This window comes from Sphingomonas sp. BK580 (assembly GCF_014194975.1).
Classification (GTDB): domain Bacteria; phylum Pseudomonadota; class Alphaproteobacteria; order Sphingomonadales; family Sphingomonadaceae; genus Sphingomonas.
Window position 1 is genome coordinate 136,276 of sequence record NZ_JACIAY010000005.1, and the last position, 14,933, is coordinate 151,208.

The 14,933-nt window shown below is 72.0% G+C and carries 11 protein-coding genes; 10 read left to right on the forward strand and 1 reads right to left on the reverse strand.

Annotated elements, in window-relative coordinates; all coding sequences use genetic code 11:
• The first annotated feature begins 460 nt into the window (after positions 1-460).
• The 7 genes from FHY05_RS11140 (at position 461) to FHY05_RS11170 (ending at position 10,446) form a co-directional block, all read left to right on the forward strand.
• Positions 461-3,220, forward strand: coding sequence for an ATP-dependent DNA helicase (locus tag FHY05_RS11140; RefSeq protein ID WP_311732450.1), 2,760 nt, complete (start codon positions 461-463; stop codon positions 3,218-3,220).
• Positions 3,217-3,756, forward strand: coding sequence for a histidine phosphatase family protein (locus FHY05_RS11145; protein WP_183944473.1), 540 nt, complete (start codon positions 3,217-3,219; stop codon positions 3,754-3,756). The genes FHY05_RS11140 and FHY05_RS11145 overlap by 4 nt, the downstream gene beginning before the upstream one ends.
• A 310-nt stretch (positions 3,757-4,066) precedes the next feature.
• The gene (locus FHY05_RS11150; protein ID WP_183944474.1) at positions 4,067-6,415 is read left to right on the forward strand and encodes a TonB-dependent receptor; all 2,349 of its coding nucleotides are present in this window, start codon (positions 4,067-4,069) and stop codon (positions 6,413-6,415) included.
• A gap of 2 nt (positions 6,416-6,417) precedes the next feature.
• Positions 6,418-7,977, forward strand: a complete 1,560-nt coding sequence (locus FHY05_RS11155) for a sulfatase (protein WP_183944475.1) — start codon at positions 6,418-6,420, stop codon at positions 7,975-7,977.
• Between the two features lie 386 nt (positions 7,978-8,363).
• The gene (locus FHY05_RS11160; RefSeq protein WP_132908544.1) at positions 8,364-8,897 is read left to right on the forward strand and encodes a CarD family transcriptional regulator; all 534 of its coding nucleotides are present in this window, start codon (positions 8,364-8,366) and stop codon (positions 8,895-8,897) included.
• A 110-nt stretch (positions 8,898-9,007) separates the two neighbouring features.
• Positions 9,008-9,778: a head GIN domain-containing protein gene (locus FHY05_RS11165; RefSeq protein WP_183944476.1), complete on the forward strand. Its 771-nt coding sequence runs from the start codon at positions 9,008-9,010 to the stop codon at positions 9,776-9,778.
• Positions 9,766-10,446, forward strand: a complete 681-nt coding sequence (locus FHY05_RS11170; RefSeq protein WP_183944477.1) for a GIN domain-containing protein — start codon at positions 9,766-9,768, stop codon at positions 10,444-10,446. Before FHY05_RS11165 ends, FHY05_RS11170 begins: the two co-directional genes overlap by 13 nt.
• A 122-nt stretch (positions 10,447-10,568) precedes the next feature.
• Here FHY05_RS11170 and FHY05_RS11175 read toward each other — a convergent pair whose 3' ends face one another.
• On the reverse strand, positions 10,569-12,647 hold the full coding sequence (locus tag FHY05_RS11175) for a M13-type metalloendopeptidase (RefSeq protein ID WP_183944478.1): 2,079 nt from the start codon (positions 12,645-12,647) through the stop codon (positions 10,569-10,571).
• A gap of 343 nt (positions 12,648-12,990) precedes the next feature.
• On the opposite strand from FHY05_RS11175, the gene FHY05_RS11180 reads away from it, so the two are divergent.
• The 3 genes from FHY05_RS11180 (at position 12,991) to FHY05_RS11190 (ending at position 14,924) form a co-directional block, all read left to right on the forward strand.
• Complete coding sequence (locus FHY05_RS11180) at positions 12,991-14,013, forward strand: serine hydrolase (RefSeq protein WP_183944479.1); 1,023 nt, start codon at positions 12,991-12,993, stop codon at positions 14,011-14,013.
• Positions 14,014-14,094: 81 nt separating this feature from the next.
• A complete protein-coding gene (locus FHY05_RS11185; RefSeq protein ID WP_183944480.1) occupies positions 14,095-14,529 on the forward strand; it encodes an NIPSNAP family protein in 435 nt (144 codons plus the stop codon).
• A 206-nt stretch (positions 14,530-14,735) separates the two neighbouring features.
• The gene (locus tag FHY05_RS11190; RefSeq protein WP_183944481.1) at positions 14,736-14,924 is read left to right on the forward strand and encodes a hypothetical protein; all 189 of its coding nucleotides are present in this window, start codon (positions 14,736-14,738) and stop codon (positions 14,922-14,924) included.
• The last annotated feature ends 9 nt before the right edge of the window (positions 14,925-14,933 follow it).

Genomic DNA, 14,933 nt, shown 5'->3' on the forward strand with positions numbered 1-14,933 from the left:
AGGCGCTTGCGGCGGGGGAATCCACCCCGGGGTTGCGGTTTATGGAAGGCTCATCGCAGTTGCGAGGCGATAGCATTAGACTCGATGTGCGAGGCGGCGGGAGCGTGTAGGCTCTAATCGGTGGAGGCTGTGAACCGTGTCCGGCGAGCCGGGGTTCCACTGCCGCACCGTAGCCGCCTTGCCACCGCTAGTGTCGTGCGGGCCACCTCCGCGAGGCCGTACCCAAATTGTTCATTGTCGCGGCAGCGGACCACCCCAGCCGTCATCCCGGGCTCGACCCGGGATCCATGGTGCCGCGCGCGCTGCCGGCGTTACTCTTGCGGAGACATGGATCCGGCTCAAGGCCGGGATGACGGGAGAGGTGCCGGAGGCGCCCCACTCGTCGCAGCGCTTCTCCGGACAGCGATGACAGATTCACCCGCCAAGTCGCCGCGCCTTTGCGGTTGCCGATCTGTTCCGCGTGGCGCACAGCGAGCGCGTGACGTCGCCCTTCCCCGCGCTGCCGCACCCCGCGCTCCATGCCAGCCACTCGGGCGTGTGGGTGGCGCATGCCGGCGAGACGCGCGCGCTGTCGCGCGGGGAGGCGATCCGGCTCGCCGCCGACACGCCGGTGATCCTGCTCAACGCTCCGCTGGTGGCGCAGCGGCTCGGCTATGCCGAGCTGTCGGGGCTCGACCTCCTCGAGCTGTTCGCCTTCCTCCACCCCGCGCGCTTCGCGGTGCCGACGCCGCGCGGGATCGCGCAGGTGACCGGACTCGACGCGCCCGCGCGCGACGAGGACGTCGCCGCTTTCCTCGCCGAGGCGGCCGAGCGGCTGCTCGACGTGACGCAGGCGAGCGACTGGCCCGAGCATGAGGGCGCCTGGACCGCGGCGCAGTCGCTCACCCGCGCGCGCTGGCCCTGGGCGCCGATCGTCGCCCCGCGGATCGCCAAACCGGCGCAGCACGAGCGCTGGCTGTTCTCGCGCCTGCCCGAGTGGCAGGAGGCAGCCCCGCGGCCCGCGCCGCGCGCGGTGACGCTCGACGACGCCGCGGTGCTCGACCGGCTCGCGACGCTGGTGGGCAGCGGCGCCGAGCTGCGCACCGGTCAGCGCGCCTATGCCGCCGCCGCGGCGGCCGCCTTCGCGCCACGCATGGCGCGCGACATGCCCAACCTGGTGCTCGCCGAGGCGGGGACCGGGATCGGCAAGACCTTGGGCTATCTCGCCCCCGCCAGCCTGTGGGCCGAGCAGGCCGGCGGTGCGGTGTGGATCTCCACCTATACCAAGGCGCTCCAGCGCCAGCTCGGGCACGAGACGCGGCGGCTCCACCCCGATCGCGCGGTGCGCAAGGCGCGCGTGGTGACTCGCAAGGGGCGCGAGAACTATCTCTGCCTGCTCAACCTCGAGGACGCGCTCCAGGGCGGTTTCGCCGGGCGCGCCGCGATCCTGGCGCATCTGGTGGCGCGCTGGGCGGCGTACAGCGACGACGGCGACATGGTCGGAGGCGACCTGCCCGGCTGGCTCGTCACGCTGTTCCGCCGCAACGGCTCGGCGGCGCTGACCGACCGGCGCGGCGAGTGCGTCTACGCCGGTTGCCCGCACTATCGCCGCTGCTTCATCGAGCGCGCGGCTCGCGCCTCGGCCGAGGCCGACCTCGTCATCGCCAACCACGCCTTGGTGATGGTCAACGCCGCGCGCGGGCGCGAGACCGCGACCCGGCCAACGCGCTACGTGTTCGACGAGGGGCACCACCTGTTTGACGCCGCCGACGCGATGTTCGGCACCGCGCTGACCGGTCAGGAGACGATCGAGCTGCGCCGCTGGATCGTCGGCCCCGAGGGCAACGCGCGCGGGCGGCGGCGCGGGCTCCAGGCGCGACTGTCCGACCTCGCCAGCTACGACGAGCAGGGCGCGCGCGCGATCACCGAGATCGTCGCCGCGGCAGGGGCGCTCGCGGCCGACGGCTGGCTCCAGCGAGTCGCCGAGGGGCAGCCGTTCGGCGCGGTCGAGACGCTGCTCGCGGCGGTGCGCGGACTCGCCTACGCGCGCGCCGAGCAGGACGCCGACGCGGGCTACGGACTAGAGACCGAGCTGGCCGAGCCCACTCCCGAGCTGATCGAGGCCGCGGCAGCCGCCGCGCACGCGCTCGACTCGCTGGTGCGACCGATGGTGGCACTGGGGAAAAGGCTGGAGGCGGTGCTCGCCGACGCGCCCGACTGGATGGACGCGCCCGCGCGCGCGCGGGTCGAGGGCGCGATCGCCTCACTCGGCTGGCGCGCCGAGACCGTCGCGGCGTGGCTGGCGCTGCTCGCGCGCGTCGGTGGGCCGGCCGACCCGCGCCACGTCGACTGGCTCGCGGTCGAGCGCGGCGAGGGGCGCGAGTACGACATCGGGCTGCACCGCCGCTGGCTCGACCCGACCCTCCCCTTCGCCGAGACGGTGCTCAAGCCGGCGCACGGCGCGCTCGTCACCTCGGCGACGCTGACCGCGGGGGGCGACTGGGAGACCGCCGAGGCGCGCGTCGGCGCGCCGCACCTCCAGCGCGCGCCCGGCCGCTTCACCGCCCCGAGCCCGTTCGACTACGCGCGCAACGCCGAGGTGGTGATCGTCACCGACGTGAAGCGCGGCGACGTGCCAGCGCTCGCCAACGCCTACGCGCGGCTGATCGAGGCGTCGGGCGGCGGCGTGCTCGGGCTGTTCACCGCGATCCGGCGGCTGCGGGCGGTGCACGCGCGCGTCGCCGATCGGCTCGCGCGCGCCGGGCTGCCGCTCCACGCGCAGCACGTCGACCCGATCGACACGGGGACGCTGGTCGACATCTTCCGCGACGATCCCCACGCCAGCCTGCTCGGCACCGACGCGCTGCGCGACGGCGTCGACGTGCCCGGCCAGTCGCTGCGGCTGGTGGTGATGGAGGGCGTGCCCTGGCCCAAGCCGACCGTGCTCCACGCCGCGCGCCGGCTCGCGGGTGGCGGCAGCGCCTATGACGACCGCATCGTGCGTGCGCGGCTGGCGCAGGCGTTCGGGCGGCTGATCCGGCGCGGCGACGACGCGGGAATGTTCGTGCTGCTGTCAGCGGCGATGCCGTCGCGGCTGCTCGACGCCTTCCCGCCGGGGATCCGAGTGTCCCGCGTGCCGCTCGACGAGGCGGTGAACCGCGTGCGGCAGCGGCTTTCCACGGCGGGACCGATCGGGCATGAGGCCGGCCTCGACGACGCCCGAGCGGAGCTGCCCGAATGAAGACGCTGACGCTGCTGCGCCACGCCAAGTCGGGCTGGGACGACGCCGTGCCGCGCGACCTGGACCGCCCGCTCAACCCGAAGGGCCGCCGCGCCGCCCAGGCGATGGGGCGCGAGATCAAGGCGATGGGGCTCGACTTCGACCGCGTGATCGCCTCCCCCGCGGTGCGGGTTCGCGAGACGATCGAGGAGGCCGAGCGCGGGCTCGGCCGCGCGCTCGCGCCCGAGTGGGACCGGCGGCTGTATCTCGCCTCGGCGGCGACGCTGCTCGACGTGGTGCACGAGCAGGACGACGGCGCGGAGACGCTGCTGCTGGTCGGCCACAATCCCGGACTGGAGGAGCTGGTGCTCGCGCTGGTGCCCGACGCGCCGGGCGGGCTGCGCGACGCGGTGGAGGAGAAATATCCCACCGCGACGCTGGCCGAGATGACCTTCGCGGTCGACGGCTGGCGCGAGGTCGCGCGCGGCGGCGCGACGCTGACGCGCTTCGTCCGCCCGCGCGACGTCGACGCGACGCTGGGGCCGGACGGGGAATAGGGGTTCGTCGGACGAGGCGTGAGATCCTCCCCTGTAAGGGGAGGTGGCAGGCCGCAGGCCTGACGGAGGGATGTCGCCGGTCGCGAGTTCAGCGACGCTCGCGGGCCGGGTGACCCCTCCGTCGCGCTACGCGCGCCACCTTCCCTGGCAGGGGAGGATCGAGCCGCGTCGACCCAGTGTTTCCCCTTCCCGCGAAAGGGGAGCATCTGGCGGTCCACTAAAGCCCGCGTGCATGCGGCGCATGCGCTTCTTTATTCCCCATCGACGAAGTCGGCTTTTACAAGCACATTGATCGTAGAGGGGAGTCTCCATGCACCGTCGCCGTCTGTTCGCGTTCCTCACCACCACCGCGGGGCTCGCCGTCGCGCTCCCCGCGACCGCGCAGCAGGCGCCCGACACGCCGACACAGGACACCGCCGCCGGAGCGACGCCCGCGCCCGCCGCCGCCGCCGACCCCGCCGCCAACCCCGCGGACGGCGACGTCGTCGTCACCGCGCGCTTCCGCAACGAGTCGCTCCAGCAGGTGCCGATCGCGATCACCGCGCTCAGCGGCGCCTCGCTCGCCGAGCGCCAGCTCAACAACGTCCAGGCGATCACCGCCGCGATCCCCTCGGTCAACTTCCGCACCGGCGCGTCGAACAAGGATCGCACGATCTTCATCCGCGGCGTCGGCACCATCACCACCTCGCCGGGCGTCGAGCCCTCGGTGTCGACCGTGCTCGACGGCGTGGTGCTGACGCGGCCGGGCCAGGCGACGCTCGACCTCGGCGAGGTCGAGCGCATCGAGGTACTGCGCGGGCCGCAGGGAACGCTGTTCGGCAAGAACGCCTCGGCCGGCGTGGTCAATATCGTCACGCGCGATCCCGGCGACGGCTTCGCCGCCTTCGGCGAGCTCGGCGCCACCACGGACGAGGAATATCGCGTCAAGGCGGGCGTGTCGGGGCCGCTGATCCCGGGCAAGCTCGCCGCGCTGATCGGCGGCCTCTACGACGATTTCGGCGGCAACACGCGCAACGTCGTCACCGGCAACGACACCAACGCCTCGCGCCGCTACGGCGTGCGCGCCAAGCTGGTCGCGACCCCGACCGAGACGCTCAAGCTCACCGCGATCGGGGACTATCTCAACACGAAGGAGACGGTCGCGGCGGTCTACTCATCCGCGAGCCAGATCGCCTATCCGAGCCGCGCGGTGACGACCTCCGCGCCGCTGCTCGCCGCGCTCGGCGCGCAGGGGATCACGCCGTCGCCGACCAACCGCGCCAACGCCACCGACATCGACACCGACGTGCGCGACGAGAATTACGGCGGCTCGCTCACCGCCGAGCTCGGGCTGGGCGACTATCAGGTCACCTCTATCACCGCGTGGCGGCAGTGGCTCAACCACCAGCGCCAGGACTATGACGGGCTCACCGGGCTGAGCACCGCCTTCCCGCAGGGGCTCGACGACGGCACGGTGAACAGCAAGCAGTTCTCGCAGGAGCTGCGGCTCACCTCGCCGCGCGGCGGGCTGATCGACTATGTCGTCGGCGCCTATTACCTGCGCGGCGAGACCGACGAGCGCTACCAGCGCACGCTCACCACGCTGACCGCGGGCGCGCCGCTCACCACCGTCGGCGTCGCCAATTACGGGATCACCAGCCACAATTACGCGCTGTTCGGCGAGGCCAACGTCAACTTCACCTCGGCCTTCCGCGCGATCGCCGGCTATCGCTCGACCTGGGACACGCTCGACTTCTACCACGTCCGCACGTCGAGCAACGACCCGACCAACAGCGGCGCGGCCGCGCTCGATCGCCCCGCGATCCGCGCCTATCACAACGCCAGCGGCAGCACCGACCGGCGCGGCGACAGCTACCGGCTCGGGCTCCAGCTCGATCTCGGCGCGCGCGCGCAGACCTATTTCACCTACTCGCGCGGCTACAAGGGCCCGGCGTACAACGTCTATTTCAACATGCGCTCGCTCAACGCGACGACGCTGCTGGACGAGCTGCCGCTCAGCCCCGAGACGAGCGACTCGTTCGAGATCGGGCTCAAGGGCAGCACCGCCGACCGCGCGCTGAGCTACAGCCTGGCCGCCTACACCACGACGTTCGACGGCTATCAGGCCAATTTCAACGACGTCGTCAACGGCGCGCAGGTCACCCGGCTGATCAACGCCGGATCGGTGCGCTCGCGCGGGGTCGAGGCCGACGTGACGCTGCGCCCGACCGCGGGGCTGACGGTGGGCCTGTCGGGCGCCTTCACCGACGCGACGGTGCGCGACTTCCTCTGCCCGCCCGGCGCGCCGACCAGCTGCAACATCAACGGCCAGCCGCTGCCCTTCGCGCCGCGCGTCAAGTTGTACGAGAACGCGGCGTACCGCTTCGCGCTGAGCGACTCGCTGTCGATGGAGCTGCAGAGCGACGTCAGCTTCAGCTCGAAGACGCAGTACTCGCTCAACCAGACGCCGAGCACGATCCAGCCCGCCTATGCGATCTGGAACGCCAGCGTCGCGCTGATCCGCCCCGGCGACGGCTGGCAGCTGCGCGCCTACGTCAAGAACATCACCGACCAGTCCTATGCCAGCTTCCTCGCCAACGGCTCGTTCGCGGGCACGGTGCGGTTCGTGCCGCGCGACGATCGGCGCTACGCCGGGCTGCTGCTGCGCAAGGATTTCTGACGATGGCGGAGGACACGAGCCGACGCGGCGTGCTGCTGGCGGGGACCGGCGGCGCGTTCGGGCTGTACAGCTGGGCGGCGGGCGCGGCGGAGGCGGCGACGCCCGCGCCGCGCCGCTCGCGCCGGCTCGCGCGCGTGCCGGGCACGAAGCCGCGCAACATCCTGTTCGTGCTGACCGACGACCATCGCTACGACGCGATGGGCTTCATGAAGGCGCAGGATTTCGGCGACACGCCGACGCTCGATCGGCTGGCGCGCGAGGGCACGCACTTCCGCAACGCCTTCGTCACCACCGCGCTGTGCTCGCCGAGCCGCGCCTCGATCTTCACCGGGTTGTACGCACACCAGCATAAGGTGGTCGACAACAACCACCCGATCCCGCCCGGGCTGGTCTATTATCCCGAGTATCTCCAGGCCGCCGGCTACGACACCGCCTTCATCGGCAAGTGGCACATGGGCGAGGAGGGCGACTCGCCCCAGCCCGGCTTCGACCGCTGGGTCAGTTTCCGCGGCCAGGGCAGCTACCTGCCCGAGGCGAACGGGCTCAACGTCGACGGGCGCAAGGTGCCGCAGAAGGGCTATATCACCGACGAGCTGACCGAGTACGCGCTCGACTGGCTCGGCGAGCGGCCCAGGGGCAAGCCGTGGATGATGCACCTCGCGCACAAGGCGGTGCATTCCGAGTTCATCCCGGCCGAGCGCCACAAGGGCCGCTACGACAAGGAGACCTTCCGCTACCCGGCGTCGATGAAGCCCGGAGTCGCGGGGCGGCCGATGTGGGTCGAGAACCAGCGCAACAGCTGGCACGGCGTCGGCTACCCCTATCACGGCACGCTCGACATCGGCGACTATTACAAGCGCTACATGGAGACGCTGCTCGCGGTGGACGAGGGGCTGGCGCGGATCATGGACCTGCTCGAGCGCCGCGGCGAGCTCGATGACACGCTGATCCTCTACATGGGGGACAACGGCTTCATGTTCGGCGAGCACGGGCTGATCGACAAGCGCGCGGCGTACGAGGAGTCGATGCGCGTGCCGATGCTGGCGCGCTGTCCGTCGCTGTTCCCCGCCGGCAGCGTGGTGGAACAGGTGGTCGCCAACATCGACGTCGCGCCGACCATGCTCGCCGCCGCCGGGCTGCGCGCGCCCGCGGACATGGCGGGCGCGAACATGCTGCCGCTGGCGCGCGGCGGCGCGGTGCCGTGGCGGAGCGAGCTGCTCTACGAATATTACTGGGAGCGCAACTTCCCGCAGACCCCGACCGTCCACGCGCTCCGCGAGGATCGGTACAAGTACATGCACTTTCACGGCATCTGGGACCTGGACGAGCTGTACGACCTCGCCGCCGACCCGCACGAGAGCGACAATCTGCTCGCGCGCCCCGGCCACGAGGATCTGGCCGCGCGGATGAGCACCAAGCTGTTCGCGCTGCTGGAGACGACCGGCGGCATGGCGATCCCGCTCAGCGCCGACGCGGGCGTGCGCAACGACCTGCGCGATCCCAGGGGGCCGCGCCAGGCGCCCTTCCCGCCCGGCTTCTTCCGCCCGCCTACCACCGGCTAGCGTCCGATCGATCGAAGCTGAGGCGGGCTCCAGCGAAGGTGGAGCTTAGCGAGCCGGGAAGCGCGTTCGTGGCCCCGGGTCCCTGCTTGCGCAGGAGCACGCTCGTGCTCTGGGCGTGGCGATCGCCGTCGAACCGCACCATAACGGGGCATCTCGCCGCGCCGGGTGACGCGAAACTGTAAAAAGGTTCCCTCGCGTCAGCCTGCCTGCCCCAATTGGGCTGGAAATTTTATTGCCGAGTTGCTATAAGAGACCGGCACGGGCGCATTCGTTCTCGCGTCCCTGGAGACGTCAAACCTTCTGCTCCCCTCGTTAGTCCGTTCCGCGGTGCTTGCCGGCGCGGGTCGCAGCGGGCTGCGGGAGCCCTAACATTGGAAAGGCCTCCTATGGCTGCCAAGGCTCTGCATTTCGATGTCGGTGACTATGTCGTCTATCCCAAGCACGGGGTCGGCCGTGTGATCGAGCTGCAGAAACAGGAGATCGCGGGCATGCAGCTGGAGCTGTACGTGCTGCGCTTCGAGAAGGAGCGCATGACGCTGCGCGTCCCCACCAACAAGGCCGAGTCGGTCGGCATGCGCAAGCTCTCGTCGGACAAGACGATGCGCGAGGCGATGGAGACGCTCAAGGGCAAGCCCAAGGTCAAGCGCACGATGTGGTCGCGCCGCGCGCAGGAATATGAGGCGAAGATCAACTCGGGCGACCTCGTCTCGATCGCCGAGGTGGTGCGCGACCTGTTCCGCGCCGACGACCAGCCCGAGCAGAGCTATTCCGAGCGCCAGATCTTCGAGGGCGCGTGCAGCCGCCTCGCGCGCGAGCTCGCCGCGATGGAGCAGATCGACGAGCCCGCCGCGCAGGAGAAGATCCTCGAGATCCTGCGCAAGGCCGCGGCGATCTACAACAAGGACAAGGTGCCGGCGTAAGCCGCCGCATCGGGTCGGATGGCGAGGGGCGGTCCGTGGGGCCGCCCCTTTTCGTTTGCGCGTCTCTCCCTCGTGTATTAGTATTGCAATACACGTAGGGGAGAACGGACATGCGCGCGATCATCGCCGCCGTACTGCTGCCGCTGGCGGCCTGCGGCAACAGCTTCACGCAGGACGACAGCCCCGGCATCCCGGGCACGGGCAGCGGCAACCAGCGCAGCTTCCCGGTCGCCGGCTTCGACTCGGTCGAGCTCGCCGGCAGCGACGACGTCAGCGTGCGAGTCGGCGGCGGCTTCGCCGTCACCGCCGAGGGCGACGCCGAGGCGCTCGACAAACTCAAGATCACGCGCGACGGCGCCACGCTGCGAGTGTCCCGCCGCAACGGCCGCTCGCGCGGGCACGCGCGCGTGACGGTGACGATGCCCGCGATCAGGGGTGCGGTCCTGGCCGGCTCGGGCAATCTCTCGGTCGATCGGGTCGAGGCGCGCGCGTTCAAGGCGAAGCTCGCGGGCTCGGGCAACCTCACCGTGGCGACGCTGCGTGCCGAGGAGGCCGACGTCTCGATCGCCGGCTCGGGCAACGCCGCCCTCACCGGTCGCTCGGGCACACTCGACCTGTCGATCGCGGGCTCGGGCAGCGTCACGCTGGCGGGCGAGAGCGATCGGCTCGACGTCTCGATCGCGGGGTCGGGCGACGTGGCGGGCGAGCGGCTGGTCGCCAAGGCCGCCGACATCAAGGTGATGGGGTCGGGCAGCGTCCGCGCGACGGTCGACGGCCGGGCCGAGGTGATGGCGATGGGCTCGGGCGACGTCGATCTCGGGCCGCGCGCGCGCTGCTCGGTCCGCAAGATGGGCTCGGGCAGCGTGCGGTGCGGCGGCTGACTCCCGCCGTCGCGCTGCTCGCGCTCGCCGCCGCGCCGGCGACCGCCGCGGAGCGGCGCTGGTCGGTCGCCACGGTCGAGCGGCTGCGGGTCGAGACGCCGGCGACGGTGCGCGTCGTCGTCGCGGCGCCGGGCGGTGCGGGCACCGGCGTCGCGGCGAGCGCGACCGACCCGGCGTCGCTCGACGCGCTGAAGGTGGAGGCGAGCGGGGGGACGTTGGTCCTGCGCGGCGGGTCGGCGAGCGCTGGAGCGATCGTGACGGTGGTCGCGCCGCGGCTCGCCTGGGTCGCGGTCTATGCCGGGTCGCGCGTGACGATCGCGGCGATGCGCGGCGAGCGCGTCGACCTGTCGGCCGCCGCGGGGTCGATCGACGCGGCGGCGATCGACGCGGCGCGCGTGAGCGCGACGCTCGCAGGCGACGCGACGATCACGCTGACCGGCCGCGCGCCCGACGCGACGCTGATCGCCAACGGCTCCGGCACGATCGACGCGAGAGCGCTCGCGACGCAGCGGCTGACGGCGCGCGGCGCGGGCGACTCGATCGTGCGCGCCGCTGCGTCACAGACGGCGACGGTGGTGGCGATCCAGAACGCGCAGGTCAGCGTCGCCGGGCGCCCGCGGTGCGACGTGCGCGCCGTCGCGCCGGCGACGGTGACGTGCGCGCGATGAGGTGCTGCCGCTGAGTGAGAGCCTGCCCGTCTCCTCGGTCATCCCGGGCCGAGTCCGGGATGACCGAGGAGAGGAGAGGGAGCATCGTCCTACCTTCGCAGGTAAGGAGCCGCGACGCCCCCTCACCAGATCCGCACGCGGTCCTTCGGCGCGACGTACTGCTTCTGCGACGGGTCGATCTTCCACGCCGCATACCAGGCGTCGACGTTGCGCAGCGGGTTGACCGCGCGGATCTGCCCCGGCGAGTGCGGGTCGCTGACGAGCTGCTGGCGCAGCGCCTCGTCGCGGAACAAGGTGCGCCACACCTGCCCCCAGCCGAGGAAGAAGCGCTGGTCGCCGGTGAAGCCGTCGATCACCGGCGCGCGCTTGCCCCCGAGCGAGGCGTGATAGGCGTCGAGCGAGATCAGCACGCCGCCGAGGTCGCCGATGTTCTCGCCCATCGAGGCGCGCCCGTTGATGTGGACGCCGGGCAGGCCGGGGAAGGTATAGGCCTCGTACTGCGCGCCGAGCCGCGCCGCCTGCGCCTCGAACTTGGTCGCGTCCTCGGCGGTCCACCAGTCGCGCAGCACGCCGCGCCCGTCCGACTTGCGGCCCTGGTCGTCGAAGCCGTGGCTGATCTCGTGGCCGATCACGCCGCCGATCCCGCCGTAGTTGATCGCGTCGTCCGCCTGCGGATCGAAGAAGGGCGGCTGCAGGATGGCGGCGGGGAAGACGATCTCGTTCTTCACCGAGCTGTAGTAAGCGTTCACCGTCTGCGGCGTCATGCCCCACTCGGCCTTGTCGACCGGGCGCGCGATGCGGGCACGGTCATAGTCCCACTCGAACCGCGTCGCACGCTCGGCGTTGCCGACGAGATCGCCCGCGCGCACCTCCAGCCCGCTATAGTCGCGCCACTTCGAGGGGTAGCCGACCTTGACGGTGAAGCCCTGCAGCTTGTCGAGCGCCTGGGTCTTGGTCGCGGGGCTCATCCACGCCAGGTTCCTGATCCGCCCGGCGAGCGCGACGCGCAGGTTGCCGACCAGCGTGTCCATCTTCGCCTTCGACTCGGGCGGGAAGTAGAGCGCGACATAGTCGCGGCCGATGCCCTCGCCGATCGCATTCTCGGTGAAGCCCACCGCGCGCTTCCAGCGCTCGCGCTGCTGCGGCTGGCCGTTGAGGAACTTGGAGCGGAAGTCGAACTCGGCGTCGACGAAGCGGCGCGACAGCAGCGGCGCGACGTCGTCGGCGGTGCGGAACGCCGCCCAGGCCTTGAGCGTGGCGAGGTCGGTGGCGGCGAACAGCGCGGCGATCTTCGGGAAAGCGGTGTTCTGCGCGACGATCGCGCGGTCCGCCGCGCCGAGCCCGGCCGCCTGCCAGTAAGCGTCCCACGCGAAGCCCGGCGCCTGCGCCTTCAACTCGGCGAGCGTCATCGGGTTGTAGGTCTTGTCGCGGTCGCGGCTCTCGGCGCGGGTCCAGTGCGCCTGGGCGAGCTTGGTCTCCATGTCGACCACCCGCTCCGCCGCGGCAGCGGCGTCGGGCCAGTTCGCCATCGTCAGCATCTGCGCGACATATTGGCGGTAGCGCGCCACCTGCGGCGCGAACTTGGGGTCGAGGTACAATTCGCGGTCGCCCAGGCCGAGCCCCGACTGGCGCAGGTAGAGCGCGTAGACCTCGGGGCGCTTGGCGTCGTCGCTCACCCCGGCGCTGACGAAGCTGGCGCCGAAGCCGCCGACCGAGCGCCCCATCAGCCGCGCGATATCGTCCTTGCTCGTCGCCGCGGTGATCGGGCGCAGCCGCTCGGCCAGCGGCGCGGCGTCGGCGCGCTCGGCCGCGGCGGTGTCCATGAAGCCGGTGTAGAGCAGCGCCGCCTTGGCGCGGTCGGGGTGCGCGGTGTCGCTCGCGCTATAGCCGGTGATCAGCGCGCGTAGCCGCTGCTCAGAGAGCTCGCGCAGCACCGCGAAGGCGCCGTAGGAGGAGCGGTCCGCCGGGATCTGCGTGCGCGCCACCCAGGCGCCGTTGACGAAGCGGAACCAGTCGTCGCCGGGGCGGACGCTGCGGTCCATGCCGGTGAGATCGAAGCCCCAGGCGCCGTAGCGGGTCGCGCCGGCGTCGGGCGCCGCGGCGGCGGTGGGCGCGGGCGCGGCCTGCTGGTCGCGGCTCAGCGCGGGGGCGGCGAGGACGAGGCCGGCGGTCGCCGCCAGCAGCACGCTCTTCAGGGTCACGGGATCGTCTCCGGGCAGAATAGTAACTTTTGGTATGAGAAGGCGGTGCCACGTGGCGACGGGGGAGGCAATAGGCCAGTGCTGCTGCCGGGTCGTGTCGGCCGTGCTGGGCCGCTGAACGCTTTCCTTATCGTGTGACGCGGTTATGGCGGTCGCGCTCGGGTGACCGGAGTGCGTTGCCGGCACCGCTTCGTGCGCGGCGCTGGGTTCCGGCGTGCGCAGGAACACGGTCGGTTCACGGGTGCTCCTGCACACGCAGGAGCCCAGGGCCGCTGGCGCGACACGGGCGGCGTAGAACTCCGTGCGCCCGATGAATGGTCATGACAGTGAGATCGCCCGACCCATGTCCCCGCACCGCCTGATCGCCCCGCTGCTCGCCGCGCTCGCGCTGGCCGCACCGGGGACGCCCGCCGCGGCGCGCGACCGCGGCGCGGTGCGCCCGCAGCCGCCGGCGCGGCTGCTCAACGCGGTCGAGGCGCTCGGCCAACGCTTCCCCGGGGCGGTCGGCATCTCGGTGCGCGACGTGGAGCGCGGCTGGACCGTCTCGTGGCAGGGCGGCACGCGCCGGCCGCAGCAGAGCGTGAGCAAATTGTGGGTCGCGCTCGCCACCTTCGACGCGATCGATCGCGGCGCGCTCAGCCTGCGCAAGACCGTGACGGTGCGGCGCGGCGACCTCACCCTGTTCCACCAGCCGATCCGCGCGCGCGTCGGCGCCGGCGGGCTGCGCATCACGATCGCCGGCCTGCTCGACTGCGCGCTGACGCGCAGCGACAACACCTGCAACGACGTGCTGCTGCGCCAGGTCGGCGGCCCCGCCGCGGTGCGGCGGACGCTGGCGCGCAAGGGGATCAGCGGCGTCACCTTCGGTCCCGGCGAGCGGCTGCTCCAGGCGCGCACCGCCGGGTTGACGTGGCGCGATTCGTGGGCGGGCGGCGACGGCTTCCTGCGCGCGCGCGCGCGGCTGAGCCTCGCCGCGCGGCGCCGCGCGCTCGACCGCTACGTCGCCAGCCCGCCCGACGGCGCCTCGGCCGACGGCGTCACGCTCGGACTGGCGCGGCTGGCGCAGGGGCGACTGCTGAGCCGGGCGTCGACCGCGCGGATGCTGGCGCTGATGCGCGCGAGCCGCACCGGCCCGCTGCGGCTGCGCTCGGGGCTGGGGCGCGGCTGGACGCTCGCGCACAAGACCGGGACCGGACAGGAGCTGGCGGGCACCGCGACGGGCACCAACGACGTCGGGCTGCTCACCGCGCCCGACGGGCATCGCTACGCGGTGGCGGTGCTGATCGCGCGGACACGCGCGCCGCTGCCGGCGCGGCTGCGCCTGATGGGCGACGTCACGCGCGCGGTGGTGCGCGTGCACCGCTGAGCCGGCGGGTTGATCCGAGTCACTGGCGTCGCGACGAAATCCGGCGCAGCCTGCGGCCTCATCGTCCCGGAGACCTGCCGCATGCGTCCTGCCCTGATCGCGCTCCCCCTCGCCCTGCTCGCCCCGCTCGCGCTGACCGCGGCCGCGCCCAAGGCGGCGCTCGACCCGCGTACCGCGCTCTACGAGCTGCGCACCTATTATCCCGCGCCGGGCAAACTGGCGGCGCTCAACACGCGCTTCCGCGAGCACACGCTCGGCATCTTCAAGCGCCACGGCATGACCAATGTGGCCTATTGGAACGAGCTGCCCAGCGCCGACTATCCCGAGGGCCGCGTCGTCTACGTGCTCGCCTACCCCGACCGCGCCGCGCGCGACGCCGACTGGAAGGCGTTCGGCGCCGACCCCGAGTGGCAGAAGGTCGCCGCCGCGAGCGAGGTCAACGGCAAGATCGTGACCAAGGTCGACAGCGTGTTCATGACGATGACCGATTACTCGCCGCCGCTGCGGCTGAAGTGAGGAGCGATCCTCCCCGGCACGGGGAGGGGACCGCCGCGCAGCGGTGGTGGACGGGGGCTTTCGCGAACGCTGCGCTGACGGGAGATCGCTTCCCACCGCTCTTCGCCAAGCGGGAAGAGGTGGCTCAGGCCAAGCCCCCCTACGGCCGCACGGCACCGCATCGCGCCTCGTTCGTTGTGCCCCCGCATCCAGCAGGAGACACACTCATGGCCGACACCGCCACCACGTCGAACAAGAAGACCGCGCTCACCGATTCGCTCAAGACGCATTTCACCGGCGACGCGCCGCTGACCGAGAAGGCGCGCGGCTTCGCCAAGGAGCGACCCTGGACCAGCGCCGCCTTCGTCGGTGTCGCCGCGCTCGCGGTGCTCAACACGCTGCGCGGGCGGAGCTGAGCCGGAGCG

What these genes read in the sequence shown, in the direction of transcription:
- FHY05_RS11145 (WP_183944473.1), top strand. Translation starts at nt 3,217, where the DNA reads ATGAAGACGCTGACGCTGCTGCGCCACGCCAAGTCGGGCTGGGACGAC.
- FHY05_RS11150 (WP_183944474.1), top strand. Translation starts at nt 4,067, where the DNA reads ATGCACCGTCGCCGTCTGTTCGCGTTCCTCACCACCACCGCGGGGCTC.
- FHY05_RS11155 (WP_183944475.1), top strand. Translation starts at nt 6,418, where the DNA reads ATGGCGGAGGACACGAGCCGACGCGGCGTGCTGCTGGCGGGGACCGGC.
- FHY05_RS11160 (WP_132908544.1), top strand. Translation starts at nt 8,364, where the DNA reads ATGGCTGCCAAGGCTCTGCATTTCGATGTCGGTGACTATGTCGTCTAT.
- FHY05_RS11165 (WP_183944476.1), top strand. Translation starts at nt 9,008, where the DNA reads ATGCGCGCGATCATCGCCGCCGTACTGCTGCCGCTGGCGGCCTGCGGC.
- FHY05_RS11180 (WP_183944479.1), top strand. Translation starts at nt 12,991, where the DNA reads ATGTCCCCGCACCGCCTGATCGCCCCGCTGCTCGCCGCGCTCGCGCTG.
- FHY05_RS11185 (WP_183944480.1), top strand. Translation starts at nt 14,095, where the DNA reads ATGCGTCCTGCCCTGATCGCGCTCCCCCTCGCCCTGCTCGCCCCGCTC.
- FHY05_RS11190 (WP_183944481.1), top strand. Translation starts at nt 14,736, where the DNA reads ATGGCCGACACCGCCACCACGTCGAACAAGAAGACCGCGCTCACCGAT.